Below are 24,525 nucleotides of genomic sequence, written 5' to 3'. Positions count from 1 at the left end.
CCCGGCCCAGGCGGCTCAGGCCGAAACAACCCGTCCCGCGTCTATGGTGATGCGCCGCTCGCAGCGCGCGGCAATGCCCTGGTCGTGCGTCACCAGCACCAGGGTGGTCCCGAGTTCGCGGTTGAGTTCGAACATCAGCGACATGACGGTCTCGCCGGTGGCGAAGTCCAGGCTGCCGGTGGGCTCGTCGGCCAGCAACACCGCCGGCTGCACCACAAAGGCCCGCGCCAGCGCCACACGCTGCTGTTCGCCGCCCGACAGCACCTTGGGGTAGTGGCCCAGGCGCTCACCCAGGCCGACGCGCTTGAGCATCTCGGTGGCCTGGGCGCGCGCGTTCCTGGCGCCCGACAGCTCCAGCGGCAGCATGACGTTCTCCAGCGCGGTCAGGTTGCCCATGAGCTGGAAGCTCTGGAACACAAAACCGACCTTCTGGGCGCGCAGGGCGGCGCGGTCGTCCTCACTGAGGGCGAACAGGTCCTGCCCGGCCAGCTTGACGGTGCCCTCGGTGGGCGTGTCCAGCCCCGCGATGATGGACAACAAGGTGCTTTTGCCCGAGCCCGAAGCACCGACAATGGCGGCGGTTTCGCGCGCCGCGAGCGCGAAGTCAATATCGCGCAAAATGGCCAATGTGCCGGTGGAGTCGGTGACCGACTTGAAAACATGCTCCACGGAAATAATTGAAGCTGCCTGGGACCTTGCAGCCGCGCCGGGAAAGCCGGGCGCCGTAGAGCCCATGGAAGCATCACTCACCGCAGGTTCAAACATGTCAGCCTTGTCAGAAAATATGAAATCCGACTTTACCAAGCTTGCCGTCCAAACGGCCAGGCGCCTGGTAAAACCTTTGGCAGCGCTGCTGGCCGCCGCCGCGCTGGGCGCGGTCCCGGCCGTGCGGGCCCAGGCGCCCGCCTCCGCCGCCCAGGGCGAGACGCTGCTGGTCGTCGGCGACTCCCTGAGCGCCGAATACGGTCTCAAGCGCGGCACCGGCTGGGTGCCGCTGCTGGAAAAGCAGCTCGCCGGCGAAAAGAAAAGCACCAGGGTCGTCAACGCCAGCATCAGCGGCGACACGACGTCGGGCGGCCGTTCCCGGCTGCCGGCCCTGCTGGCGCAGCACAAGCCCGCCGTGGTGGTGATAGAGCTGGGCGGCAACGACGCCCTGCGCGGCCTGCCGCTGGAGATGACCGAGCAAAACCTCAGCGCGATGACACAGGCCGCCAAAAAAGCCGGCGCGCGGGTGCTGCTGGTCGGCATGCAGGTGCCGCCCAACTACGGCAGCGCCTATGCGGCGAATTTTTCGGGCCTGTTCGCGAAGGTCGCCAAGGCCGAAAAAGTGGCGCTGGTGCCGTTTTTCCTCAAGGGCATCGCCGACGCCGCCGACCCGGTGGCCGCTTTCCAGGCTGACCGCATCCACCCCAACGAGCAGTCGCAGCCCCGCATGCTGGCCAATGTGTGGCCTGAACTCAAGAAACTGCTCAAGTGAGCCTGGACCGCATTTCCGCCGAGGAAGCGCTGGCCGGCCTGGGCCGCTACTGCGACATCATCGACGCCCGCAGCGAGGGTGAATACGCCGAGGACCACCTGCCCGGCGCGCTGAACTGGCCCAGCCTGCACGACGAGGAACGCAAAATCGTCGGCACAAAATACAAGCAGATCAGCCAGTTCGAGGCCAAAAAACTGGGTGCGGCCCTGGTCGCGAAAAACATCGCCGAACACATACAGCGCGAGGTGCTGGACAAGCCCCGGGAATGGCAACCCCTGCTCTACTGCTGGCGCGGCGGCAAGCGCAGCGGCGCGCTGGCGCTGGTGCTGGAGCAGATCGGCTTTCGGGTCACGCTGGTCGACGGCGGCTACAAGGCCTTCAGGGCGGCGCTGGTGGCCGACCTGCCGCGGCTGGCAGCGCGCTTTCGCTACCGCGTGGTGTGCGGCCCCACCGGCTCCGGCAAGACCCGGCTGCTGCAAGCCCTGGCGGCCGAAGGCGCCCAGGTGCTGGACCTGGAGGCGCTGGCCAGGCACCGCAGCTCGGTGCTGGGCGCGATTCCCGGCCTTGAGCAGCCCAGCCAGAAGGCCTTTGACAGCGCTATCTGGTCCGCCCTGCGCGGCTTCGACCCGGCCAGGGCGGTGTATGTGGAAAGCGAAAGTAAAAAAGTCGGCAATGTGGCGGTGCCCGAAGGCCTGATGACCGCCATGCGGGCCAGTCCCTGCCTGGACCTGCGCCTGCATGAGGACGAGCGCGTGGCGCTGCTGCTCGAGGACTATGACTTCTTCGTCAAGGACACCGCGTTTTTCTGCGAGCGGCTGGGCGCCTTGACCGAGGTGCGCGGCAAGGCCACGGTGCAGGACTGGCAGGCCCGCGCGCGCGCCGGCGATGCGGCCTCGGTGGTGCGCGAGCTGCTCACCCTGCACTACGACCCGGGCTATGCGCGCTCCATGGAGCGCAACTTCAGCCAGTACCCGAAAGCCACCCCGCTCAACGCGGCCGACCGGTCCAGGCAGACCATGGCGGCGCTGGCCAGAGCCATTCTTCAGGAGGAGACAACAACATGAAAAAAATCCTTGCCGCCGCCGGCGTCGCCCTGGCCGGGCTGGCCGCCTACCTGTGCCTGTGGCCGGTGCCCATCACGCCGCAAAGCTGGGAAGCGCCCGCCGAACCCGGCTACAGCGGCCCATTCGCGGCCAACGACAAACTCGCCAAACTGAAAACCATCCCGCTGGGGACAGAGGAAGGCCCAGAGCACCTGGTCGCGGCCCGCGACGGAAAACTCTACGCCGCGGTGGCCAGCGGCGCGATCCTGCGGATGAATCCGGATGGCAGCGGCCAGGAGGTGGTGGTCAACACCGGCGGCCGCGTGCTGGGCTTTGACTTCGATGCGGCCGGCAACATCATCGCCGCCGACGCCTTCAGGGGCCTGCTGTCGATTGCGCCGGACAAAAAAGTGACGCTGCTGGCGGACAAGGCCGCGGGCACGCCGATTCTGTATGCCAACGCGGTGGTGGTGGCCCGCAACGGCAAGGTGTACTTCAGCGATGCGTCCACCCGTTTTGGCGCCCGGGACTGGGGCGGCACCTTCGAAGCCAGCGTTCTCGACATCCTGGAGCAGTCCGCCACGGGCCGGGTGGTTGAATACGACCCGGCGACCCAGGCCACACGCGTCGTGGCAAAAGGCCTGAGTTTTGCCAACGGCGTGGCCTTGAGCCAGGACGAGCGCTCGCTGTTTGTGGCCGAAACCGGCAGATACCGCATCTGGAAACTGCCGGTGGATGCGCGGGAGCAGGACATCGGCCAGCCCGGCGCCGGCCTCAAGCCGCTGTTTGACAACCTGCCGGGCTACCCCGACAACCTGATGCGCGGCCTGGACGGCAAGGTCTGGGTGGGCCTGGTCAAGCCGCGCAACCCGAAGATTGACGGCATGGCCCGCAAGCCTTTTATGCGCAAACTCACGCTTCGCCTGCCGCGCGCCTGGTGGCCTATTCCCAAGGCCTACGGCCATGTGGTGGCGTTCACGGAAGACGGGAAAGTGGTGGCCGACCTGCAGGACCCTTCGGGCGCCTATCCCGAAACCACCGCCGTGACGGAGACGGCGGACAGGCTGTATGTGCAAAGCCTGCATGCCAGGGAGCTGGGCTGGTTGCCCAAATAAGAAATAAGGCAGCGGCCGGCAACAAAAAACCCGGCTACACGCTGGGTGTGCCGGGTTTTGGGGGTGTATCAAGCCTGAAAGTTCAGGGCGCCGGGTCGGTGGGTGGCACACCGGCCGGCGCGTCGCCGTCGGCGGGCGGTACATCGTTCCCGTCGTCGGCCGCATCATCCTGCTTGCCCTCCGCCTTGCGCTTGAGCTTTTCTTCTTTTTTGCGTTTTTTCGCGAGCTCTTTCTGGCGCTTTTCGTAAGAGTAATTGGGAGTTGCCACTGCGTGCTTTCGTAAGGAGGTAACCCTTACTGTACTGCATTGCCGTCAGGCAACGCCAGGCTTTTGATACGGCTTTGGCTCAGGCTTTTTCCAGGGCCTGGGCGATGTCGGCCTGCAGGTCGGCCACGGCCTCCAGCCCCACCGAAAACCGCACCAGCCCGCCTTTGTGGGGCCAGGGCGTGGTACGCAGCGCCGGAATGTCGTAAGGCGCGCACAGGCTCATGGGCCCGGCCCAGCTGTAACCCAGTTTGAACAGTTTCAGGCTGTCACAAAAGCGGTCCACCCGCTCGGGGCTGAACTCGGGCTTGAAGACCGCGCTCATCAGGCAGGCCGCGCCTGTGCAATCGCGTTTCCAGCTTTCATGGCCGGGCGAGCCGGGCAAGGCCGGGTGCAGCACGGTGGCGATTTGCGGCCGGCCGGCCAGCCAGGCGGCCAGTTCGCGGGTGGCGGCGTCCTGGGCGGCGTAGCGCAAGGCCATGCTGTTAAGGCCGCGCAGCACCAGTTCGGCATCGTTGCCGCCTATACCGTAGCCGACGCGCATGTGGCAAAAATGGACCAGGTGGTGCAGCGCCTCGTCGCGCGTAACCACGGAGCCCATCAGCACGTCGGCGCCGCCGCTGGGGTATTTGGTCAGGGCCTGGACCGAGATGTCCAGGCCCAGGTCGAAGGCATTGAAGGCCAGCCCGGCCCCCCAGGTGTTGTCGAGCGCGGTCACGATACCTGCGGGATGCGCGTTCTTGTGCGCCTTGACGGCCGCGGCCAGCGCCGGCATGTCGGGGAATTCCAGCGTGATGGAGCCCGGCGCCTCTATCCACACCAGCCGGGTTTTCGGGCCCAGCTTGGCGGCCAGGTCGGCCGGGTTCATTGCATCGTAAAAACGGTGGCTGATGCCCCAGGCGGCGAGCTCGCCCTGCGCGAAGGTCTTGTTGGGGCCGTAGGCGTTGTCGGGGATCAGCAGCTCGTCGCCGGCCTTGAGCAGGGCCATGCCGACCAGCACCACCGCCGCCAGGCCGCTGGGCACCAACGTGCAATGCTTGCCGCCTTCGAGCGTGGCGATGCGCTCTTCCAGCGTGAAGGTGGTCGGCGTGCCGTGCAGGCCGTAGGTGTAGCCGGTCTTGTGCTTCCAGTCGCGGCTGCGCAGCGCGGCGACGGTGGGAAAGGCGATGGTGGAGGCCTTGTAAACCCCAGGTGGAATTGCGTCAAACCCGGCGGGCGGCTTGTAGGGATGGTGGATCAGGGTGGTGGAAATGCCGGATGGAGAATCGCTCATGCAGCGATATTACGGCAGTTTTCCGGTCTGGCTCAATGCCCCGCTGGCAACGCCCGTAGGCTGTCAGGGCGCCATGGGTTTGCCATCTTGAGGCGCGGACCGCGCATCACGACGGGCGGCGCGCACTCATTCGAAATAGCCTGCATTCGTGATGCCCATAGCCTTCGCCAATTCCTGGCGCAAGCTTGCGGCTCCTGGACTTTCGGCGCGATGGCCGCGCAGTGATTTCTCAATTCTCTGCCAATAGGATGAGCCGCCTGACACCGGGCTGAAGCGCCCTATCTCAAGGGCCGGTTTGTCTGCCTTGAACAGCAGTTCCACCACTACCCAGCGGACGTCGTCATCGATTTCCTGCATCGACCGAACGGCACGAAAATCATCGTAAGGGTATTCGTCGACACTTCTTCGAAGACTAAAGGCCGAAGTTTTCCACTTGCGGATGCGCTTGCTTTTTTGATTGACGTCCAGGTTGAAATCGCTGTACTGGAGAGCCCCCAGCACCGCCCACAAGCCGAAGAGCAGGCACAGTACACCGCAACCAGAGAGTGTCAGAAACAACCATTGATACTGTGCCGCCCGGCCCAGGGCCATCAGGAAAGCACCCATGCCAGCCATTAACGAAAAAAAAATGGGAAGAAGCCAGTACTTCGTTTCCCCGGTCCGGAGGGCTCTCCAGTGCTGCGGCCCGTCAGCGGACGGCAAGGCTGGCGGACTTGGCGTCATACGGCGCTGGCCGATGTCATACCGATTGAACCGCTACCGTTAAATCTTCCACTTCGCCATCAACTGCGCGGGTGACAGCGAGTCATAGCCTTCAAACGGCTGGTGAATCCAGGGATTGGTGGGCAGCAGTTCGACCGAGTAGTCGGGCTCGAAGGTGGAAACACCCTTGGTCCAGATCACGGCACTGCGCAGCTCGGTGATGGGTTTGTAGTTGTTCTTGAGCTGGTGGATCACGGCGTTGAGGGTGTGGCCCGTGTCGGCCAGATCGTCGACCAGCAGCACCTTGCCGGCGATCTCGCCCTTGGGGGTGGTGATGTAGCGGGCGATGTCAAGGTTGCCCTGCGTCATGCCGGCGTCAGCCCGGTAGGAGCTGGTGGACATGATGGCCAGCGGCTTGTCGAAGATGCGCGAGAGGATGTCGCCGGGGCGCATGCCGCCCCTGGCCAGGCACAGGATGGTGTCGAACTGCCAGCCGGACTGGTGGATCTTGATGGCCAGTTTTTCGATCAGGTTGTGGTATTCGTCGTAGCTCACATAGAGATGCTTGCCGTCTTCTGTCAACATGGGTGGCGCTCCTGATGTTCCTGGTGTATTCGCTGCCTGCGCCGGTTTGGGCCGCGGGCTGTTTGGCTAAAGCTGCGGCCCGTATCCACTCAAGCGGCGGCGTAGGGGTTGCGCAGCAGGATGGTGTGGTCGCGGTCCGGGCTGGTGGAAATCATGTCGATGGGCACGCCGGTCACTTCCTCGATGCGGTGCAGGTATTTTTGCGCGGCCGCGGGCAGTTTGGCGTATTCCGTGACGCCGACCGTGCTTTCGCTCCAGCCCGGCAGGGTTTCGTAGATCGGCTTGCAGCGCGCGATGTCCTCGGCGCCCATGGGCAGGATGTCGGTGATGTGGCCGTCGAGCTCGTAGCCGGTGCACAGCTTGAGCTCGTCGATGCCGTCGAGCACGTCGAGCTTGGTGATGCACAGGCCCGACAGGCCGTTGACCTGGGCCGAGCGCTTGAGCAGCGCGGCGTCAAACCAGCCGCAGCGGCGGCTGCGCCCGGTGGTCACGCCTTTTTCGGCGCCCACGGTGCTCAGGTGGTAGCCCACGGTACCGGGTTTTTCCCAGTCGAGTTCGGTCGGGAACGGCCCGCCGCCCACACGCGTGCAATAGGCCTTGGTGATGCCCAGGATGTAGTGCAGCATGCCCGGGCCCACGCCGGCGCCGGCGGCGGCGTTGCCGGCCACGCAGTTGCTGGAGGTGACATAGGGATAGGTGCCGTGGTCGACGTCGAGCAAAGTGCCCTGCGCGCCTTCAAACAGCAGGTTGGCGCCGTCACGGTGGGCGTCGTTGAGTTCGCGCGAGACGTCGGCCATCATGGGCTTGAGCAGCTCGGCATGGCGCATGGCTTCGGCGTACACGGTGTCGAAGTCGACGGGCGGCGCGTGCAGGTAGCCGGTCAGCACGAAATTGTGCAGCTCCAGCAGTTCGCGCAGCTTGGCGGCGAAGCGGTCGGGGTATTTGAGGTCCTGCACGCGCAGGGCGCGGCGGGCGATCTTGTCCTCATAGGCGGGGCCTATGCCGCGGCCGGTGGTGCCGATCTTGGTGGTGCCGCCCTTTTCGCGGTAGGCTTCGCGCGCGATGTCGAGCGCGGCATGAAAAGGCAGGATCAGCGGGCAGGCCTCGCTGATGCGCAGGCGTGAACGCACTTCAACGCCGGCTTTTTCCAGGCCTTCGATTTCCTCGAACAGCTTGGCGGCCGACAGCACCACGCCGTTGCCGATGTAGCACTTCACGCCCGGGCGCATGATGCCGCTGGGAATCAAGTGCAGCGCGGTCTTCACGCCGTTGATGACCAGCGTGTGGCCGGCATTGTGGCCGCCCTGGAAGCGCACCACGCCCTGCGACATCTCGGTCAGCCAGTCGACCAGCTTGCCCTTGCCTTCGTCGCCCCACTGGGTGCCCACGACCACGACATTGCGGCCCGCGTCTGCGGTTTGTTTGTTTGTCATCTTCAATTCTCGTTAAGGTGTGTTGGGATCAAGCCGGACGGGGGCACGGGGCCCTCACGCGGCTTTCTTCAGGGGCTGGACCACCCATCGACCGGCAGCGTTGGCCAGTTCGCGGTCGCAATCGAATTCGTTGACTTCGTGTTCGTGGCCGGGCAGCACGCAGGCCACGGTTTCGCCGCCGGCGCGCAGGCGCGCGATGGCCGCGCGCAGGCCGGCGTCCTCGCTCCAGGGCGCGCGTATGGCGGCCTTCAGGGGCCGGGGCGGCAGCACGCTGACGAGTTCCTTCAAGTCCAGGCTGAAGCCGGCCGCCGGGCGGTTGCGGCCGAACACGGCGCCGACCTCGTCATAGCGGCCGCCTCGCGCCAGTTCGGCGCCCTGCCCGTAGATGGCAAAGCGCGTGCCGCTGTAATAGGCATAACCGCGCAGGTCGGCCAGGTCGAAGCTGACCTTGACTTCGCCGCTTTCACCGCGGGTGTGGGCGGCCAGCCATTGGAGGTTCTGCAGCGCGGCCTTGAGGCCCGTCGAGGGCGGCAAGGCTTTTTCGGCCTCGGCCAGGACTTTTTCGTCGCCGTAGAGCTGCAGCAAGGCTTTCAGTCCCGCGCGCGCTTCGGCGGAAATACCGTCCTTGGGGCTGGCGGTGAGGCTGTCGAGCTCGCTCGCGTCCTTGGCGGCCAGCGCGGTGTGGATCAAGGCCAGGGTCTTAGCGCTGACGGTGGCGCCGGCCAGCAGGCTGCCCACGATGCGCACGTCGGCCATGTCGACGCTCAATGCCGTGACGCCAGCGGCCTTCAGGCCCTGCAGCGCCAGCTGCTGGGCTTCGAGGTCGGCCTCGAGGCCGGCATGGCCGTAGATTTCAGCGCCGAACTGCAGCGGCTCGCGGGTGGCGTGGGGCCGGTCGGCGCGGGTGTGCAGCACCGGGCCGCAGTAGCACAGGCGCGCCACGCCGTTGCGGTTGAGCAAATGGGCGTCGATGCGGGCGACCTGGGGGGTGGTGTCGGCGCGCAGGCCCAGGGTGCGGCCGGAGAGCTGGTCGACCAGCTTGAAGGTCTGCAAATCCAGCGCTTCGCCGGTGCCGGTCAGCAGCGACTCGAGGTGCTCGAGCAGCGGCGGCATGACGAGTTCATAGCCGTAGCTGCGGGCGGTGTCCAGGAACAGGCGGCGCAGCTCTTCGATGTGGCGCGCCTCGGAGGGCAGGACATCGGCAATTTGATCGGGCAATTGCCATGATGACGACCAGGCGGGCATTGTGATTTTCGTGGGCTGTTAAAAACAGCATTTTACCGGGCTTGAGGCCGGTTTTCGGCTTGCCGGAGGCTGATAAGGCCCCCGGAGAGAAATAGTGCCCGGACTGTTGATGTGAAATCAGCTCAGCAGCACCAGCAGGACGACGCCCGCCGCGATGCTGCACAGCCCGAAGAAGCGGATCTGGCCGTCGCCCAGGGTGAGGATCTGCTCGAACATGCGGCGCCAGCCGCCGGGAGAGATGAAGGGCAACAGGCCCTCGATGACCAGCATCAGGGCCAGTGCCAGCCAGAAGGTGTTGCCGTCCACGCCGGCTTATTTTTTGGCGGGTGCGGCGCTGCCTGAGCCGGGGCCGCGCATCGCCTTGAAGAAGTCGGAGGACGGGTCCAGCACCATCACGTCGCTTTTCTTGCTGAAGCTGGCCTTGTAGGCATCCAGGCTGCGGTAAAACTGGGCGAACTGCGGATCGCGGCCGAACGACTCGGCATAGGTGCGGGCGGCTTCGGCATCGCCCTCGCCCTTGACCTTCTGCGCGTCGCGGTAGGCGTTGGCGATGGTCACCTCGCGCTGGCGGTCGGCGTCGGCGCGGATTTTTTCGCCTTCGGCCGCGCCGGTGGAGCGCAGCTCATTGGCCACGCGCTGGCGCTCGGCCACCATGCGTTTGTAGACCGAATCGGTGATGGCTTCCACATAGTCCACGCGCGTGATGCGCACGTCGACCACGTCCACGCCCCAGGGCTGGGCGCCCTGCACGGCCTGCAGCACTTCGCGCTTGACGTCGGCCATCAGCGCTTCGCGCTTGAGCGAGAGCAGGTCCTTGACGGTGCGCTTGTTGATCTCTTCCTGGAAGGCGTTGCGAACCACGCGGCTCAGCTGGTTGGCGCCGGCTTTTTCGTCCAGGCCGACATTGCGGATGTACTCGCTGGGCTGGGTGATGCGCCAGCGCACGTACCAGTCGATCACGACACGCTGCTTTTCGGCCGTCAGCATGGGCTCGGCGTCGACGCTGTCGAGCACCAGCAGGCGCTTGTCAATGTACGAGACGTTCTGGAAAGGCGGCGGCATCTTGAAGTGCAGGCCGGGCTCGGTGACCACGTCCTTGATCTGCCCCAGGGCATAGACCACGCCGAACTGGCGCTGGTCGACCACGAACAGCGTGGAACTGAGCAATGCCAGGACGACCAGCAGCGAGGAAACAATAAATCCAACTCTATTCACGATCGTCTTCCTTAGCGTGTTTCACGGTCGCGCGAGCGGGCGGAATCGCGCGAACGGGCATCGATGGGTGGCAGGCTGGAGGTGGGCGCGGCGGGCACCGTGGACGACGAAGCCGAGCCGGGGATCAGCGGGGTCTCGCCTGAAACGGCGGCATCGCCCTGGGCCGTCATCTGCATGATCTTGTCCAGCGGCAGGTACAGCAGGTTGCTGCCCTGGCGCGACTCGACCAGCACCTTGGTGACGTTGGTATACACCTGCTGCATGGCGTCGGTGTACATGCGGTCGCGCGTGACCTGGGGCGCCTTCTGGTATTCGGCCAGCACGGAACGGAAGCGCTGCGCGTCACCCTGGGCCTGCGCCACGATCTTGGCCTTGTAGGCCTCGGACTCTTCCTTCAGGCGCGAGGCGGAGCCGACCGCGCGCGGGATCACGTTGTTGGCGTAGGCCTGGGCCTCGTTCTTGGCGCGCTCGCGCTCCTGGCCGGCCCTGAGCACGTCGTCGAAAGCCGACTGCACCTGCTCGGGCGGTCGCACGCCGCTTTGCTGAAGGTTGATGCCGACCACTTCCACGCCGACCTTGTAGCGGTCCAGGATGGTCTGCATCAGGGCGCGCACGCGCGGCCCGATCTGGTCGCGCTCTTCGGCGAGCGCGGAGTCCATCTTCATCTTGCCGACGACTTCGCGCACGGCGGTCTCGGCGGCCTGCACCACCGCGGCGGCCGGATCCTTGCTTTCAAACAGGTAAGCGCGCGCGTCGTTCAGGCGGTACTGCACGGCGAATTTGATCTCGACGATGTTTTCGTCCTCGGTCAGCATGGCCGAGTCGCGCAGGCCGGTCGCCTTGATGATGACGTCGCGGCCGACGTCCACCGAGCGGATCTGCGTGACGACGACGATCTCGTGGCGCTGCACGGGATAAGGCAGGCGCCAGTTGAAGCCCGCGCCCACGGTGGAGTGGTATTTGCCGAACTGGGTAATGACAGCCTGCTGGCCTTCCTGGACAATAAAAAAGCCGGTGCCCAGCCAGATCAGCACGGCGACGCTGGCGATCAGGCCGACGCCTATGCCGGCGCTTTTCATGTCGGGCTGGAAGCCCCCGTTATTTCCGCCGCCATTGCCGCGGCCGAAACCGCCGCGGTTGGGGTTGTTGTTTTTGCCGCCGCCGAAAAGCCCGCCGAGTTTGCGGTTGAAGTCGCGCCAGAGCTCGTCGAGGTCGGGCGGTCCCTGGTTGGGGCCCTGCCCTTGCGGACGGTTGGGGGGACGCTGCGGCTGCTTGTCGTCCCGGGGCGCCTCCGGCTTGCTGTCGTCGGACGAGGCCTTGTCGTCGTCCCGGCCCCAGCGCGGATCATTGAGGTTGAACATGCCTTGGGCGCGTTGCCTGAGCCGGCCCGGCAAGGTCGTCAAAGTCTGCAGCACGGGGTTCAGATTCATGGGATCAAACTCACTTTTTTTCATTACACCGACATTGTGCCTAATGAATTCGCCATATCAGGCAAGGTCCTCGGCGGCCAGGGGGATTTCCTCGGCCGGCGAATGGGCCGCGTAGGCAGCCAGCAAGGCGCGCAGAAGCGGCAGGCCCTCGCCTGTCCGGGCGCTCACAAACACCCGTTCAGCGCTTCGGCTGGAGCCCTCAAACGCGTCCCTGAGTTCGAACATGTCCTGCAGTTGCAGGGGCATGTTGTCCTTTTCAATGGCGTCCAGCTTGTTGAAGACAAGTATTTGCGGCACTTCGGCCGCGCCTATCTCTGAAAGCACGCGCTGCACCTGCTCGATCTGCTCGAGGTAGTCGGGGTTGGCGCCGTCCACCACATGCAGCAGCAAGTCGGCGTCTGCGGCCTCCTGCAGGGTCGCGGCGAAGGCGTCTATCAGGCCGTGCGGCAGGTCGCGGATAAAACCCACGGTGTCCGACAGCGAGACGGATCGCCCGGCGTCGCCCAGGTAAAGCTGGCGCGTGGTGGTGTCCAGCGTGGCGAACAGCTGGTCGGCGGCATAGGCGCGCGCCTTGACCAACGCATTGAACAGCGTGGACTTGCCCGCGTTGGTGTAGCCGACCAGGGAAATGGTGAAGGAATTGCGGCGCTCGCGTTGCTTGCGCTGGGTTTGCCGCTGCTTTTTGACCTTGGCCAGGCGCTCCTTGGTGCGCTTGATGGCGTCGCCGATCATGCGTTTGTCAAGCTCGATCTGCTTTTCACCGGGGCCGCCGCGCACACCGGCGCCGCCGGTTTGCCGCTCCAGGTGGGACCAGCGGCGCACCAGGCGCGTGGACATGTATTGCAGCCGGGCCAGCTCGACCTGCAGCTTGCCCTCGTGGCTGCGCGCGCGCTGGGCGAAGATTTCCAGGATCAGCAGGGTCCGGTCATTGACCGGCATGTCCAGGTGGCGCTCGAGGTTGCGCTGCTGCGCCGGGCTCAGGGACTGGTCGAACAGCACCTCGGTGGCGCCGGTGTCCAACGCCAGCAGCTTGATTTCGTCGGCCTTGCCGCTGCCAATGAAAAGCGCGGCGTCGGGCGCCCTGCGCTTGCAGGTGACGCGCGCAACCGGCTGCAGGCCCGCTGTTTGCGCGAGCAAACCCAGTTCCTGCAGGTCAGCATCAAAGTTCGGCAAACCGAGGTCCACCCCCACGAGAAGCACAAGGGGTTTCGGTTTCACCGGAGCATCGGACGAACTCAGCTGGCGGGGCTTTCTTCAGACTCGCTGGTCGCGAAATTCACCGCGCGGCCGGGAACGATGGTGGAAATCGCATGCTTGTAGACCATTTGGGTCACGGTGTTGCGAAGCAGAACCACGTATTGATCGAAAGACTCGATCTGGCCCTGCAATTTGATCCCGTTGACGAGATAGATGGAGACAGGAACATGCTCGCGACGCAAAGTGTTGAGAAATGGGTCCTGCAAGAGCTGGCCTTTGTTATTGCTCACGATATTTTCCGTGTTCAAAAGTTAATAGAACCTGACCTTACCACAGCGCTCGCGCCGGGTCATGTAGTCCTAGGCCGATTCCTTGTCCTTAAAGGGGTTGTGCGAGCTTTTCATCTGGATGCGCAAGGGGGTGCCGACCAGGTCGAACTCCTTGCGAAAACGCCCTTCAAGGTAGCGTTTATAGGACTCGGTGACATGTTCCAGCGAGTTGCCGTGGATGATGATGATGGGCGGGTTCATGCCGCCCTGGTGGGCGTAACGCAGCTTGGGGCGGAACACGCCGGACCGCTGGGGCTGCTGGAACTGCACCGCTTCGAGCAGCAGACGGGTCAGCACCGGGGTGGACATCTTGCGGTTGGCCGAAGCATGGGCCTGCACGATGGACTTCCAGACCGGGCCCAGGCCCTGGCGCTTGATGGCCGAAATCGCGTGGATGGAGGCGAACTTCAGAAAACCCAGCCGGGTTTCGATGGAGCGCTCCAGCAGCTCGCGCTGGTAGGAGTCCACCGCATCCGACTTGTTGACGGCCACCACCACGGAGCGGCCGCTTTCCAGGATATAGCCGGCGATGTGGGCATCCTGGTCGGTCACGCCCTGGGTGGCGTCCAGCAGCAGCAGCACCACATTGGCGTTTTCAATGGCCTGCAGGGTCTTGACGACGGAGAACTTCTCAATCGCCTCAAAAACCTTGCCCTTGCGGCGCAGCCCGGCGGTGTCTATGAGCTCGTACTTCTGCCCTGCCCGCTCAAACGGCACCGAAATGGTGTCGCGGGTGGTGCCGGGCAGGTCGAAGGCGACCAGGCGTTCTTCGCCCAGCCAGGTGTTGATCAGCGTGGATTTCCCCACATTGGGGCGCCCCGCCACGGCCAGGCGGATGACGGAGGGGTCCTGCGGCTCAGGCTCTTCTTCCGGGTCGGGCAGGTTGAGCGGCGCCAGGGCCGTGTCGACCAGCGTGCGCATGCCCTGGCCGTGTGAGGCAGAAACCGGCAGCACCTCGCCCAGGCCCAGTTCGAAGAACTCGGACAGTTGCACGCCTTCGGTCATGCCTTCGGCCTTGTTGGCCGTCAGCACCGTGGGCTTGCCCAGCTTGCGCAGGTATTTGGCGATGTCGTGGTCCTGCGCGTTGAGTCCGGCGCGGGCATCGACCACAAACACCACCACATCGGCCTCGGCGACCGCCTGACGGGTCTGCTTGGCCATTTCCTTGTAGATGCCGGAGGCCGCGTCGGGCTCGAAGCCGCCGGTGTCGATCACGATGTACTCGTGCGGGCCCAGCTTGCCGTTACCGTAATGACGATCCCGCGTCAGGCCGGCAAAGTCGGCCACGATCGCATCCCGCGTCTTGGTCAGCCGGTTGAAAAGCGTCGACTTGCCCACGTTGGGGCGGCCGACTAGCGCAATGACAGGTTTCATCAATCAGTTTCTGGCGGGGCCGCTAGGCCCTTTATTGGGGCTGGAAGCCGTAAACGCCGCCGCCCTGGGTCACGGCAATCAGCGTATTACCCACCAGCACGGGGGTGGCGGCGATGGCGGTGCCGTCGGTGGGCAGGCGGTTGAGCAGGGAGCCGTCTTCGCGCGACAACAGGTGCAGGTAACCGCTGAAGTCGCCGATGGCAATGGAACGCCCCACGACCAGCGGCGCGGTCAGGCTGCGGTAACGCAGGCGGTCCGTGGTCCAGGCGCGCTCGCCGTCGGTGCGGCGCCAGGCAACCACATTGCCGTCGGCTTCGGCGCCGAACACAAAGCGGTCGTCGCCGTCCAGGCCCTGCACGCCATTGGCGGGTTTGGTCCAGAGCAGGTTGCCGCGCGCGGCGTTGACGCAGCCGACGCTGGCCTGGAAGGCCCGCGCGCAGACGACGTCACCCTGCCGGCTGACGTGCCCGACCAGGTCGACCAGGCGCTCCACGTCATTGATGCCGCGCGGCGTCGCGATCGGGGCTTCCCAGCGGATGCTGCCGGTGGAAGGATTCAGGCCCGCCAGGCGGCCGGCCAGGCCCACCACCAGGGTGTCGCCGACGGCCAGCATCACGCCGGACTGGCGCAGGATCAGGGGCTCATTGGGGCGCTGCTGGGTCCAGAGCTTGCGCCCGGTCTGCCCGTCAAAGGCGTTGACCGAGCGATCCGCCGCCAGCACAAACACGCGCGCGCCGGCCACAAAAGGCGCGGTGAAGGCCTGGGCGCCCAGCTTCTGGCGCCACAGTTCGCGGCCGTCCTGCAGGGCGACGATTTCATTGGCCTTGGTGACCACGGCCACGACTTTGCCGTCGTTGCCGGCGCCCGCCGCCAAAGGCGTATTGAGGGCAAGGCGCCAGACGTCACGGCCGGTCTGGGCGTCGATCAGGGCGACGGTGCCGTCGCCGCTGGCCACCGCGACGCTGTTGCCGGCAACACCGGTATCCAGCGGGAAATTCACCTGCCCGACGCGCGTGGTCCAGGTCTGGCGGGCCGACACCAGGGCCGTCACCGGCTGGAGTTCAGCGGGCTGCGGCTTGGCGGGGCCGCTGCCGAACATCGAGCAGCCACCCAGGGTGGCGGCCAGCAGGATGAGGGCCGGCACTCGCACGGCATGGGCCAGGGGCCTGAAGGACGGACGGATCATTTCTTCACCTCGGTAGTCGATGCTGCGGTTACGGATTTGGCCTGCGCGGCAGGGTCTACACCCAGCGCATTGAGTTTGACTTCGACGAGGCGGCGGTATTCGGCGCGCTCGTCGAGCTCCTTGTAGGCCTTCTCATATTCCGCCTTGGCCTCGGCCTTTTTGCCTTGGGCGGCGAAGATGTCACCGCGGCGGTCGGCGGCCAGCGCCGTGAATCCCTTGGGGAAGCTGCCCGAAACCTGCTGGAGCGCCTCGTCGTAGGCCTTCTTCTCGAGCAGCAGGCCCGCCAGGCGCAGGTGCGCGATGGCCTGGTAGCCCTCGTCGGAGGCTTTTTCGGCAACCCAGTTCAGGGCGGCACGCGAAGCGTCGACATTGCCCTTGTCGTAGTAGGCCCGGGCGGCCAGCAAGCCGGCCTGCTGGGCATAAGCGGTTCCGCTGAAACGCTCTTTCATGTCGGCCAGGGAACGGTCTATGCGGGCGACGTCGCCCGACTGCACGGAACGCTCGACCTCTTCATACATGACCGCGGCCTGCGCCGCCTTGTTGCGCTGCCAGTACTGGTAGCCATTCCAGGCCGCGAAGGCGCCCAACACGACAATCAGCGCCCAGGTGATCATGTCACCGTACTGTTTCCAGAAGTGCTTGAGCTCGTCAAGCTGTTCCTGTTCTTCCAAATCGAGGTGTTTTGCCATAAAAGTCTTCTTGTTCTGCCCGGTGACGGCGCGGATTGAGTTGGGGTGATTGTAGAGGCCAGCGAGAGGCGCCCCGCCGGGCGCGGCCGGCCGCTTCAGCCGCGCAGGGTATGGGCCCAGGCCGCCACATCGTCCAGCGGCTGGAGGACCTGGGCCTGCAGGGCCTGGTCTTTTTCGCCGCGCAGGTGCTTGACGGCGACCCGGCCCTGGGCCAGTTCGTCATCGCCGAAAATCAGCGCATAACGCGCGCCGCTGCCGTCGGCCTTCTTGAACTGGGATTTCATGCTGCCCATGCCCTCGGCCGTGCCGCCGTGCATCTGGACCTTGATGCCGGCGCCGCGCAGCGCCTCGCAGGCGGCCATGGCGGCGGGCAAGGCCTGGGCCGACGGCAGGATGGCATAGGCGTCGGGTGCGTTGTCGGGCGGCAGCACGCCGACCGCCTCCAGCAGCAGCAGCATGCGCTCCACGCCCATGCCCCAGCCGACCGCCGGCGTCGGCTTGCCGCCCAGTTGCTCGAACAGGCCGTCGTAGCGCCCGCCGCCGCAAACCGTGCCTTGCGAGCCGAGCTTGTCGGTGATCCACTCGAACACGGTGAGGTTGTAGTAGTCCATGCCGCGCACCAGGCGCGGGTTGATGCGGTAGGCCAGCCCGGCAGCGTCGAGCACCGCGCGCACCGCGTTCAGGTGGGCGAGCGAGGCTTCGCCGAGGAAATCCATCAGCTGCGGCGCCGCTTCGACGACGGCCTGCATGGCGGGATTCTTGGTGTCCAGGATGCGCAGCGGGTTGCTGTGCAGCCGGCGCCTGGCGTCTTCGTCGAGCACCTCGGCATGCGCCTCGAAGTGCGCGATCAGCGCAGCGCGGTGCGCCATGCGCTCGCTGGGCTGGCCCAAGCTGTTGAGCTCAAGCCGCACGTGCTCCATGGGAATGCCCAGGTCGCGCAGCAGCGCCCGGCACATCAGGATCTGCTCGGCGTCCACGTCGGGCCCGGCAAAGCCCAGGGCCTCGACGTCGATCTGGTGGAACTGGCGGTAGCGCCCCTTTTGCGGCCGTTCGTGGCGGAACAATGTCACCGCGGACCAGACCCGCATGGGCCCGTTGTACAGCGCGTTGTGCTCGACCATGGCGCGCACGATGCCGGCGGTGGCCTCGGGCCGCAGCGTGAGCCTGTCGCCGTTCATCGAGTCCACGAAGGAGTACATCTCTTTTTCGACGATGTCGGTGACCTCGCCGAGGCCGCGCACGAACAGCGCCGTCGGTTCAACGATGGGGGTGCGCACATTGGCGTAGGCATAACGCGCCATCAGCGCGCGCACCTTGGCCTCGAACCATTCCCAGCGCGCCGATTCGGGCGGCAGGATGTCGTTCATGCCTTTGACGGCCAGGAGTTTTTCCGTCTTCGCCAAAGCGGGCTTCTCCGCCGTCGCGGCAGCTATTGTTTTTTCAGCCATGGGTATCAGACAGCTTCAGCGACGGCGTGCGTGCCAAAGCGTTTTTCAATGTAGTTTTCAACGATGACCTGGAACTCCTGCGCGATGTTGTCGCCGCGCAGGGTCAGCTTTTTCTCGCCGTCGATGAACACCGGCGCGGCCGGTGCTTCGCCGGAGCCCGGCAGGCTGATGCCGATGTCGGCATGCTTGCTCTCGCCCGGGCCGTTGACGATGCAGCCCATCACCGCGACCTTGAGGCCTTCGACGCCGGGGTATTGCTCGCGCCAGACAGGCATCTGGGCGCGCAGGAAGTCGTCAATCTGCTTGGCCAGCTCCTGGAAGGTGGTGCTGGTGGTGCGGCCGCATCCGGGGCAGGCCGTCACGCTGGGCACAAAGGTGCGCAGGCCCAGCGCCTGGAGGATTTCGGAGGCGATCACCACTTCCTGGGTGCGGGCCTCGCCCGGCTGCGGGGTCAGGGAGACGCGTATGGTGTCGCCCACGCCTTCCTGCAGCAAAACCGACAGCGCCGTGGCCGAGGCCACCGTGCCCTTGGTGCCCATGCCGGCTTCGGTCAGGCCCAGGTGGAGGGCGTGGTCCGTGCGCCTGGCCAGTTCGCGGTAGACCGAGATCAGGTCCTGCACGCCGCTGACCTTGCAGGACAGGATGATCTGGCTGCGGGGCATGCCCATTTCCTCGGCGCGCTGGGCCGATTCCACCGCGGAGGTGATCAAGGCCTCGTACATCACCTGCTTGGCATCCCAGGGCACCGCGCGCGCGCTGTTTTCGTCCATCAGGCTGGCCAGCAGTTCCTGGTCCAGGCTGCCCCAGTTCACGCCTATGCGCACGACCTTGTTCCAGCGCATGGCGACTTCTATCATCTGGCCGAACTGGCGGTCGCGCTTGTCGCCCTTGCCGACATTGCCGGGATTGATGCGGTATTTGGACAATGCCTGGGCGCAGTCCGGATAGTCGGTGAGCAGCCGGTGGCCGTTGTAGTGGAAGTCGCCGATCAGGGGCACATCTATGCCCATGCGATCAAGCTGTTCGCGCACATAGGGCACGGCCTGGGCAGCTTCGGGCGTGTTGACCGTGATGCGGACCATTTCGGAACCCGCCAGCGCGAGCTCCTTGACCTGGATGGCGGTGCCTATGGCGTCCACCGTGTCGGTGTTGGTCATGGACTGCACACGCACCGGCGCGTCGCCGCCGACGGTGACGATGCGCGAGCCCCAGGCGACCTGCGCCTGCAGGGAACGCCGCGCCTTGGGAAAGGCGGATTCAATGGGAAGGCTGGCCTGCGGCACTATTTCACCTCGAAGCGGGCAACGTTGTCCCTGGCGACGGCGTTCAGGTCGAAGGCCTTTCCGCGCACCTGCACCTGCGTCAGGTCGGCCTTGCCGACCACGGCGGCCAGGGGCAATACGCCGGATGCGCCGGCGACCTCGCCGGCCGTCAGGGTGCGGCGCAGCACGACCGTGCCCCTGGCATCGGTCACTTCCACCCAGGATTCGCCCTTGGCACTGAAGGTCACGATGCCCGCAGGCATGGGCTGCGAGGCGGCGGCGACGGGAGCCGGCGCGGCTGGTGCCGCAGGAGCTGCCTGTGCCACGGCTGCGGCGGCAGGTGCGGAGGCGCTGGCTGCCGGCGGCGCGGGGTTGACCACCGCCGGCGGAAGCGCCGCGATGGACAAGGAAGCCGCCGTTGCCGCGGTGCCGGCGGCTGCATCGGGCGCGTTGGAGGCTTCGGCCGGGGTGGCAGGTTTGGCAAGGCCGGAGCCGGCAATGGCCACAGGCAGGGGCTTGCCCGCATCAGCACCGCCCGGCGGCATGGTCGCGTCGGCGCTTTCGGCTTTGCCGCTGCTGCCGTCATGCTTGACGGCCGGCAGGAAAATCAGGACCAGGGCCGCCAGCAGCAGGAGCAGGCCCGCCAGGACGGCCGGCCTGGAAACCTGGGTCCAGATCGAAGGCCCGGGGCCTTCGCCCGGCGAGCGGAACGGGGCATTGATGCTCGTTCCCTGGTAGGTCAGCTTGGGCGCGTTGGTCTGGGGCAGAAGGCCCAGCACCGGGGCGGCGTCGAGCTTGAGGGTGCGGCACACGCTGGAGGCCAGCGCCCGCACGAAAACCGCATCGGGCAAGAGGTCGAAGCGGTCCTGCTCAAGCGCCTCGAGTTTTTTCACGGGGACCTTGAGCGACACCGCAAGCGCGGCAATGTGTATGCCTGCAGCTTCCCTGGCCTCGCGCAGCAGGCTGCCGGCCGTCGCGCCGGGGGCCGGCATGCCGCTGTGGCTGAAGCCGGAGGGTGCCGCTTCGCTGCTCGAGGGCCCCAGGGGTACCGGGTCAAGCTCACTCATTGAAAGCGCCCTTCTCATAGGCCGCCGCTTCGCGGGACTGCGCAAACCGCTTTTTCAGCTGGTCGCCCAGTTGCAGCACCGCGTTGCGGTTGTTCAGCTTTTGCTCGGTCTTGATGCCCAGCCACAGGCTCTCGGCGTTGGCCAAGTCGCTGTTGTTGATGCGGCGAATGTAGAACTGGGCGCGGGTCAATTCGCCGCGCTCATACAAAAGATGGGCCAGGTTGTAGCCGGTGACGGGATTGCCCGCGTCCAGCTCGTAGGATTGCATGAGGCTTTGCTCGGCTTCGGCGCGCTGCCCCGCGCGAACCTGGCAGACCCCCTGCGTCATCAGCGTCTTGGCCCTGCCACCATAGTTGGGATTGGACACCGCCTGGCCGAACAAGCGCAGGGCGTCGTTGTAGCGCCCTTGCTGGCACATCAGCCAGCCGTAGTTGTGCGCCGCGTCCGCATCGCGCGCGTTCAGCGCGAGCGCGCGGCGAAAGCTGTCCTCGGCCATCGGGGTGTCGTTCAGGCGCATATACACCAGGCCGCGCAGGTTGTAGGCATCCCCGAAGCTCGGGTCGGCCTGCAGCGATTGCTTGATTTCGTCGAGCGCCACATTGGTCTGGCCCTGCTCGAAATAGCCCGAGGCCAGTTCAAGCCTGAGCCTTGCGCGCCGGCGGCCGTCGGGCTCATCCGATTCGGTGATGATGTCGGCGCGGCCGCTGGAAGCCCCAGCCGCCCCGGGAGCGCCTTGCTGGTTGGCGCATCCTGCCAGCATCACGACCAGCGAGCACGCCGGCAACCAGAACACATTGGAGAAAAACCTCATACACCCATCCCCTTGGCCACAACGACTTTAATTCCCCCGAGCATACCCTGCCGCTGGGCGGCCATGCGCTGCTCCACGCCCGTGCGGTCCTGCACATCGCCCGCGAGTTGCCCGCAAGCCGCATCGATATCGTCTCCCCGGGTTTTGCGCACCGTGGTCACAATGCCCGCGTCCATCAGGATTTTCGCAAATGCGGCGACCTGCGGCATGTCGGAGCGCTTGAGGCCCGAGGCCGGAAAAGGGTTGAAGGGAATCAGGTTGAATTTGCAGGACAGGCCGCGCGCCGCGTGCGCCTGGACCAGCGCCACCAGCTGGCGCGCATGCGCGGGCTGGTCGTTCACGCCGTCCAGCATGCAGTATTCGAAGGTGATGAAGTCCCGGGGGGCCGAGGCCTGGTAGCGGGTGCAGGCCTCCAGCAACTCCGCGATGGGGTACTTTTTGTTCAGCGGCACGAGGTTGTCGCGCAGCGCGTCTTCGGGCGCATGCAGCGAGACGGCCAGGGCCACCGGGCAATCGCCCGCAAGCCGGTCGATCATGGGCACCACGCCGGAGGTGGAGACCGTCACGCGGCGCCGCGACAGGCCGTAGCCGTGGTCGTCCAGCATGACCTTGAGGGCCGGAACCAGTTGCCCGTAATTTTGCAAGGGCTCGCCCATGCCCATCATGACCACATTGGAGATCACGCGGTCTTCGCGGCCCAGGTGCTGGCGCAGGAAGTGTTCGGCAAACCACAGCTGGGAAATGATTTCCCCGGTGGTCAGGTTGCGGCTGAAGCCCTGATGGCCCGTCGAGCAGAAACGGCAGCCCACGGCGCAGCCGGCCTGCGAGGAAATGCACAGGGTGCCGCGGTCGGTTTCCGGGATGAAAACGGTTTCAATGACATCGCCCGCACCGACGTCAAACAGCCATTTGACGGTGCCGTCGGCGGAATCGTGGCGGGAGACCACCTTGGGTCCCTGGATATGGGCCGAACCGGTGAGCTTTTCGCGCAGGGACTTCGCGAGGTCCGTCATCTGCGTGAAATCGGTCGCCCCTTTTTGATGGATCCAGCGAAAAAGCTGGGTGGCGCGAAAGCGCTTTTCACCGAGCCGCTCGCAGAAGGCGGCCAAACCATCGAGATCGAAGTCAAGAAGGTTGGCCGTCATCGCAGCAGGCAAGCGGCTGAACCGCCCCAGGCAAGCGACAGCCCCGGCAAAGGGTAGCGAAGCATGGGGTCGGACATGGTTTAACGCGAGTAGACGTTCATGCCGGGGAAAAAGAAGGCGATTTCCACCTTGGCGGTTTCCGCGGCGTCGGAGCCGTGCACGGCATTGGCGTCAATGCTGTCGGCGAAGTCGGCGCGAATGGTGCCGGGAGCGGCCTTCTTCGGGTCGGTGGCGCCCATCAGGTCGCGGTTCTTCAGGATGGCGCCCTCGCCTTCCAGCGCCTGGATCATGACCGGGCCGGAAATCATGAAGGACACCAGGTCCTTGAAGAAAGGACGCTCTTTGTGCACGGCGTAGAAAGCCTCGGCTTCGCCTTGCGACAAGTGGGCCATGCGGGCGGCCACAACCTTCAGGCCGGCGGCTTCAAAACGCGCGTAGATCTGGCCGATCACGTTTTTGGCCACTGCGTCGGGTTTGATGATGGAGAGGGTGCGTTCGATAGCCATGAAAGTTCCTTAACTGAGATTTTTTGGATTTTTAAATTATTCAAAAATTGAATAAAGCCCATGATTTTAACCTGCGGGCTTTCCACCGCAGATCAACCCTGTGATTCAAAGTGCTTCTGCGGTGCTCAGCGGTTTCCGCCACGGTTGCCACCGCCGCGATTGCCGCCACCCCGGTTTCCGCCTCCGCCCCCACGGCGCTGGCCGCCGGCATTGCCGCCACCACCCATGCCGGAGCCGCCGCGGCGCTGCTGGCCTTGGCCCTGGCGTTGCCGCGTGAAGGTGTCCGCGCCGATATAGCCGAACGAGGTTTTCATGGGGTCGGGCTGGGCGCCGCCGGGAAGCTTGTCGCCGCGGTCACCGCGGTCGTCGCGCCGTTTTTGCCCCTGCATGCCATTGCCGGGAGGCGGCCCGTTGCGCGGGCCGGGACCGGCATTGCCGCCCTGGCCGCGGCCTTTTCCGCCACGGCGCCGGTTGCCGCGAGGCGCGGAATCGTTTCGCGGAAGCGGCGGCTGCGAGTCGTCGGGCTCCTGGTCGGCACCGCCCTGCGCATTGGCCCCGGAAGGAAGCTCCGCCGGTGGCGCAGCAAACCGGTCGCGCCCGCCGCGCGGCCGCTCGTTCCTGCGCGGGCCCCGCCCCTGGCGCGGCTCGCCACCTTCGCCGCCCGGCGCGCCCGCCTGGGGGCCTGCCGCGGATGCGCGTGGATCGGCGCGGGATTCGGAGCGCGCCACGGCATTGGTCAGGGCCCAGATGTCGCGCTCGTCCAGCTCAACAAACGCACCACGCTTGAGGCCGCGCGGCAGCACCATGGCCCCGTAACGGATGCGGATCAGGCGGCTCACGGCGTGGCCGACCGCCTCAAACATGCGCCGCACTTCGCGGTTGCGCCCTTCGGAAATCGTGACCCGATACCAGCAGTTGGCGCCTTCGCCGCCGCCGGCCTCGATGGAGCCGAACTGGGCGACGCCGTCGTCCAGGGTGACGCCGTCGAGCAGGCGGTTTTTCTCTTCGTTGTTCAGGGCGCCCAGCACGCGGACCGCGTATTCGCGCTCCAGGCCGAAGCGCGGGTGCATCAGCTTGTTGGCCAATTCGCCGGAACTGGTCAGCAGCAGCAGGCCTTCGGTGTTCAGGTCAAGCCGCCCCACCGATTGCCATTTGCCCTGGAACAGCTTGGGCAGGCGCCGGAAAACCGTCGGGCGGTTCTGCGGGTCGTCGTGCGTGACGACCTCGCCCGTGGGCTTGTGATAGGCGATCACGCGCGGCGGCGGTGGGTCTATGCGCACGCGGATGGGCTTGCCGTTGACTTTCACGGTGTCGCCGAACTGGATACGCTGGCCGATGTGGGCCGGCTCGGCATTGACTGAAATCCGCCCTTCCAGGATCAACTGCTCCATCTCCAGGCGCGAACCCAGGCCGGCCTGCGCCAGTACCTTGTGCAGCTTGGGGGTCTCGGGCTGCGGCGACAGCACGCGCTTGGGCGGCGCGAGGGCGACGTCTTCTTCGTCGGCGTCAAACTGCCCCGTCACCACGTCTTCAAAGCGTATCGCGCCGGCGGCGGGGGCGGCGTTGCGTCCCCTGGCAGGCCGCGCGGGCGGCGGCGCATCGGCTTGCGCCGGCGTGATCAGCTCGGGAGCCTCCTGCGCGGGCTGCTCCTGGGGCAGCGTCTTGACCTGGTCTTCACCAGCGGGCACTTCCACGGGTTGCGAGACGGGAGGATCTTGTTGGGTCATT

The 24,525-nt window shown here is 65.8% G+C and carries 25 protein-coding genes; 3 read left to right on the top strand and 22 right to left on the bottom strand.

Going from position 1 to position 24,525, the window contains the following annotated elements; translation table 11 throughout:
• Nucleotides 1-15 precede the first annotated feature (15 nt).
• Complete coding sequence (locus ACEN9P_RS21910; protein WP_495622215.1) at nucleotides 16-735, bottom strand: ABC transporter ATP-binding protein; 720 nt, start codon at nucleotides 733-735, stop codon at nucleotides 16-18.
• A gap of 49 nt (nucleotides 736-784) precedes the next feature.
• Between ACEN9P_RS21910 and ACEN9P_RS21905 the strand changes: the two genes are divergently transcribed.
• Genes ACEN9P_RS21905 through ACEN9P_RS21895 form a run of 3 tightly spaced genes read left to right on the top strand, consistent with a single transcriptional unit; the run spans nucleotide 785 to nucleotide 3,635 of the window.
• Complete coding sequence (locus ACEN9P_RS21905; RefSeq protein ID WP_495620450.1) at nucleotides 785-1,477, top strand: arylesterase; 693 nt, start codon at nucleotides 785-787, stop codon at nucleotides 1,475-1,477.
• On the top strand, nucleotides 1,474-2,541 hold the full coding sequence (gene mnmH / locus ACEN9P_RS21900; RefSeq protein ID WP_477661675.1) for a tRNA 2-selenouridine(34) synthase MnmH: 1,068 nt from the start codon (nucleotides 1,474-1,476) through the stop codon (nucleotides 2,539-2,541). The genes ACEN9P_RS21905 and mnmH overlap by 4 nt, the downstream gene beginning before the upstream one ends.
• Nucleotides 2,538-3,635, top strand: a complete 1,098-nt coding sequence (locus ACEN9P_RS21895) for an SMP-30/gluconolactonase/LRE family protein (RefSeq protein ID WP_495620449.1) — start codon at nucleotides 2,538-2,540, stop codon at nucleotides 3,633-3,635. The genes mnmH and ACEN9P_RS21895 overlap by 4 nt, the downstream gene beginning before the upstream one ends.
• An 82-nt stretch (nucleotides 3,636-3,717) precedes the next feature.
• Here the strand turns inward: ACEN9P_RS21895 and ACEN9P_RS21890 are convergent, their stop codons facing one another.
• The 21 genes from ACEN9P_RS21890 to ACEN9P_RS21790 all read right to left on the bottom strand — a co-directional run bounded on the left by ACEN9P_RS21890 (nucleotide 3,718) and on the right by ACEN9P_RS21790 (nucleotide 24,524).
• Complete coding sequence (locus ACEN9P_RS21890) at nucleotides 3,718-3,903, bottom strand: hypothetical protein (RefSeq protein WP_477661673.1); 186 nt, start codon at nucleotides 3,901-3,903, stop codon at nucleotides 3,718-3,720.
• A gap of 79 nt (nucleotides 3,904-3,982) precedes the next feature.
• Complete coding sequence (locus tag ACEN9P_RS21885) at nucleotides 3,983-5,173, bottom strand: PLP-dependent transferase (protein WP_495620448.1); 1,191 nt, start codon at nucleotides 5,171-5,173, stop codon at nucleotides 3,983-3,985.
• Between the two features lie 126 nt (nucleotides 5,174-5,299).
• Complete coding sequence (locus tag ACEN9P_RS21880) at nucleotides 5,300-5,779, bottom strand: hypothetical protein (protein WP_495620447.1); 480 nt, start codon at nucleotides 5,777-5,779, stop codon at nucleotides 5,300-5,302.
• Nucleotides 5,780-5,935: 156 nt separating this feature from the next.
• Nucleotides 5,936-6,460, bottom strand: coding sequence for a phosphoribosyltransferase (locus ACEN9P_RS21875; RefSeq protein WP_074574087.1), 525 nt, complete (start codon nucleotides 6,458-6,460; stop codon nucleotides 5,936-5,938).
• Between the two features lie 89 nt (nucleotides 6,461-6,549).
• Nucleotides 6,550-7,893: an adenylosuccinate synthase gene (locus tag ACEN9P_RS21870; protein ID WP_495620446.1), complete on the bottom strand. Its 1,344-nt coding sequence runs from the start codon at nucleotides 7,891-7,893 to the stop codon at nucleotides 6,550-6,552.
• 54 nt (nucleotides 7,894-7,947) lie between these two features.
• Entirely contained in the window at nucleotides 7,948-9,138 is a 1,191-nt protein-coding gene (locus ACEN9P_RS21865) for an ATP phosphoribosyltransferase regulatory subunit (RefSeq protein ID WP_495620445.1), read from the bottom strand.
• 117 nt (nucleotides 9,139-9,255) lie between these two features.
• Nucleotides 9,256-9,444, bottom strand: coding sequence for a DUF2065 domain-containing protein (locus tag ACEN9P_RS21860; RefSeq protein ID WP_477661668.1), 189 nt, complete (start codon nucleotides 9,442-9,444; stop codon nucleotides 9,256-9,258).
• A 6-nt stretch (nucleotides 9,445-9,450) separates the two neighbouring features.
• Complete coding sequence (hflC, locus tag ACEN9P_RS21855) at nucleotides 9,451-10,353, bottom strand: protease modulator HflC (protein WP_007871219.1); 903 nt, start codon at nucleotides 10,351-10,353, stop codon at nucleotides 9,451-9,453.
• 11 nt (nucleotides 10,354-10,364) lie between these two features.
• The gene (hflK, locus tag ACEN9P_RS21850; RefSeq protein WP_477661667.1) at nucleotides 10,365-11,783 is read right to left on the bottom strand and encodes an FtsH protease activity modulator HflK; all 1,419 of its coding nucleotides are present in this window, start codon (nucleotides 11,781-11,783) and stop codon (nucleotides 10,365-10,367) included.
• Nucleotides 11,784-11,840: 57 nt separating this feature from the next.
• Nucleotides 11,841-13,022, bottom strand: a complete 1,182-nt coding sequence (gene hflX, locus ACEN9P_RS21845; protein WP_477701065.1) for a GTPase HflX — start codon at nucleotides 13,020-13,022, stop codon at nucleotides 11,841-11,843.
• Complete coding sequence (gene hfq, locus ACEN9P_RS21840) at nucleotides 13,019-13,270, bottom strand: RNA chaperone Hfq (RefSeq protein WP_007871209.1); 252 nt, start codon at nucleotides 13,268-13,270, stop codon at nucleotides 13,019-13,021. Before hfq ends, hflX begins: the two co-directional genes overlap by 4 nt.
• 69 nt (nucleotides 13,271-13,339) lie before the next feature.
• Nucleotides 13,340-14,683, bottom strand: a complete 1,344-nt coding sequence (gene der / locus ACEN9P_RS21835; protein ID WP_074574081.1) for a ribosome biogenesis GTPase Der — start codon at nucleotides 14,681-14,683, stop codon at nucleotides 13,340-13,342.
• Nucleotides 14,684-14,714: 31 nt separating this feature from the next.
• Nucleotides 14,715-15,869: an outer membrane protein assembly factor BamB gene (bamB, locus tag ACEN9P_RS21830; protein WP_495620444.1), complete on the bottom strand. Its 1,155-nt coding sequence runs from the start codon at nucleotides 15,867-15,869 to the stop codon at nucleotides 14,715-14,717.
• Nucleotides 15,866-16,558 (bottom strand): YfgM family protein, encoded by a 693-nt coding sequence (locus tag ACEN9P_RS21825; RefSeq protein WP_495620443.1) that lies wholly within the window; start codon nucleotides 16,556-16,558, stop codon nucleotides 15,866-15,868. The genes bamB and ACEN9P_RS21825 overlap by 4 nt, the downstream gene beginning before the upstream one ends.
• Nucleotides 16,559-16,653: 95 nt before the next feature.
• A complete protein-coding gene (gene hisS / locus ACEN9P_RS21820) occupies nucleotides 16,654-18,006 on the bottom strand; it encodes a histidine--tRNA ligase (RefSeq protein WP_477661663.1) in 1,353 nt (450 codons plus the stop codon).
• Between the two features lie 5 nt (nucleotides 18,007-18,011).
• Entirely contained in the window at nucleotides 18,012-19,268 is a 1,257-nt protein-coding gene (gene ispG, locus ACEN9P_RS21815; RefSeq protein ID WP_238541138.1) for a flavodoxin-dependent (E)-4-hydroxy-3-methylbut-2-enyl-diphosphate synthase, read from the bottom strand.
• A gap of 20 nt (nucleotides 19,269-19,288) precedes the next feature.
• The gene (locus ACEN9P_RS21810; protein ID WP_495620442.1) at nucleotides 19,289-20,335 is read right to left on the bottom strand and encodes a helix-turn-helix domain-containing protein; all 1,047 of its coding nucleotides are present in this window, start codon (nucleotides 20,333-20,335) and stop codon (nucleotides 19,289-19,291) included.
• Complete coding sequence (pilW, locus tag ACEN9P_RS21805) at nucleotides 20,328-21,146, bottom strand: type IV pilus biogenesis/stability protein PilW (protein WP_477661661.1); 819 nt, start codon at nucleotides 21,144-21,146, stop codon at nucleotides 20,328-20,330. Before pilW ends, ACEN9P_RS21810 begins: the two co-directional genes overlap by 8 nt.
• Complete coding sequence (rlmN, locus tag ACEN9P_RS21800; protein WP_477701021.1) at nucleotides 21,143-22,291, bottom strand: dual-specificity RNA methyltransferase RlmN; 1,149 nt, start codon at nucleotides 22,289-22,291, stop codon at nucleotides 21,143-21,145. Before rlmN ends, pilW begins: the two co-directional genes overlap by 4 nt.
• An 80-nt stretch (nucleotides 22,292-22,371) precedes the next feature.
• Nucleotides 22,372-22,797 (bottom strand): nucleoside-diphosphate kinase, encoded by a 426-nt coding sequence (ndk, locus tag ACEN9P_RS21795; protein WP_007871196.1) that lies wholly within the window; start codon nucleotides 22,795-22,797, stop codon nucleotides 22,372-22,374.
• A 125-nt stretch (nucleotides 22,798-22,922) separates the two neighbouring features.
• Nucleotides 22,923-24,524, bottom strand: a complete 1,602-nt coding sequence (locus tag ACEN9P_RS21790) for a pseudouridine synthase (protein WP_477661659.1) — start codon at nucleotides 24,522-24,524, stop codon at nucleotides 22,923-22,925.
• Nucleotide 24,525 lies beyond the last annotated feature (1 nt).

Source organism: Polaromonas sp. Polasp52 (assembly GCF_059491565.1).
This window is presented reverse-complemented; position numbering and strand designations above follow the sequence as displayed.

Excerpts from the sequence above, each read along its gene's own strand:
- ACEN9P_RS21825 (WP_495620443.1), bottom strand. The coding sequence starts at position 16,558 with ATGGCAAAACACCTCGATTTGGAAGAACAGGAACAGCTTGACGAGCTC.
- ACEN9P_RS21810 (WP_495620442.1), bottom strand. The coding sequence starts at position 20,335 with ATGAGTGAGCTTGACCCGGTACCCCTGGGGCCCTCGAGCAGCGAAGCG.
- ACEN9P_RS21875 (WP_074574087.1), bottom strand. The coding sequence starts at position 6,460 with ATGTTGACAGAAGACGGCAAGCATCTCTATGTGAGCTACGACGAATAC.
- ACEN9P_RS21790 (WP_477661659.1), bottom strand. The coding sequence starts at position 24,524 with ATGACCCAACAAGATCCTCCCGTCTCGCAACCCGTGGAAGTGCCCGCT.
- ACEN9P_RS21895 (WP_495620449.1), top strand. The coding sequence starts at position 2,538 with ATGAAAAAAATCCTTGCCGCCGCCGGCGTCGCCCTGGCCGGGCTGGCC.
- der (WP_074574081.1), bottom strand. The coding sequence starts at position 14,683 with ATGAAACCTGTCATTGCGCTAGTCGGCCGCCCCAACGTGGGCAAGTCG.
- ACEN9P_RS21905 (WP_495620450.1), top strand. The coding sequence starts at position 785 with ATGAAATCCGACTTTACCAAGCTTGCCGTCCAAACGGCCAGGCGCCTG.
- ACEN9P_RS21885 (WP_495620448.1), bottom strand. The coding sequence starts at position 5,173 with ATGAGCGATTCTCCATCCGGCATTTCCACCACCCTGATCCACCATCCC.
- ACEN9P_RS21880 (WP_495620447.1), bottom strand. The coding sequence starts at position 5,779 with ATGGGTGCTTTCCTGATGGCCCTGGGCCGGGCGGCACAGTATCAATGG.
- rlmN (WP_477701021.1), bottom strand. The coding sequence starts at position 22,291 with ATGACGGCCAACCTTCTTGACTTCGATCTCGATGGTTTGGCCGCCTTC.
- bamB (WP_495620444.1), bottom strand. The coding sequence starts at position 15,869 with ATGATCCGTCCGTCCTTCAGGCCCCTGGCCCATGCCGTGCGAGTGCCG.
- ACEN9P_RS21910 (WP_495622215.1), bottom strand. The coding sequence starts at position 735 with ATGGGCTCTACGGCGCCCGGCTTTCCCGGCGCGGCTGCAAGGTCCCAG.
- hisS (WP_477661663.1), bottom strand. The coding sequence starts at position 18,006 with ATGGCTGAAAAAACAATAGCTGCCGCGACGGCGGAGAAGCCCGCTTTG.
- pilW (WP_477661661.1), bottom strand. The coding sequence starts at position 21,146 with ATGAGGTTTTTCTCCAATGTGTTCTGGTTGCCGGCGTGCTCGCTGGTC.
- ACEN9P_RS21870 (WP_495620446.1), bottom strand. The coding sequence starts at position 7,893 with ATGACAAACAAACAAACCGCAGACGCGGGCCGCAATGTCGTGGTCGTG.
- ACEN9P_RS21865 (WP_495620445.1), bottom strand. The coding sequence starts at position 9,138 with ATGCCCGCCTGGTCGTCATCATGGCAATTGCCCGATCAAATTGCCGAT.
- hflK (WP_477661667.1), bottom strand. The coding sequence starts at position 11,783 with ATGAATCTGAACCCCGTGCTGCAGACTTTGACGACCTTGCCGGGCCGG.
- ndk (WP_007871196.1), bottom strand. The coding sequence starts at position 22,797 with ATGGCTATCGAACGCACCCTCTCCATCATCAAACCCGACGCAGTGGCC.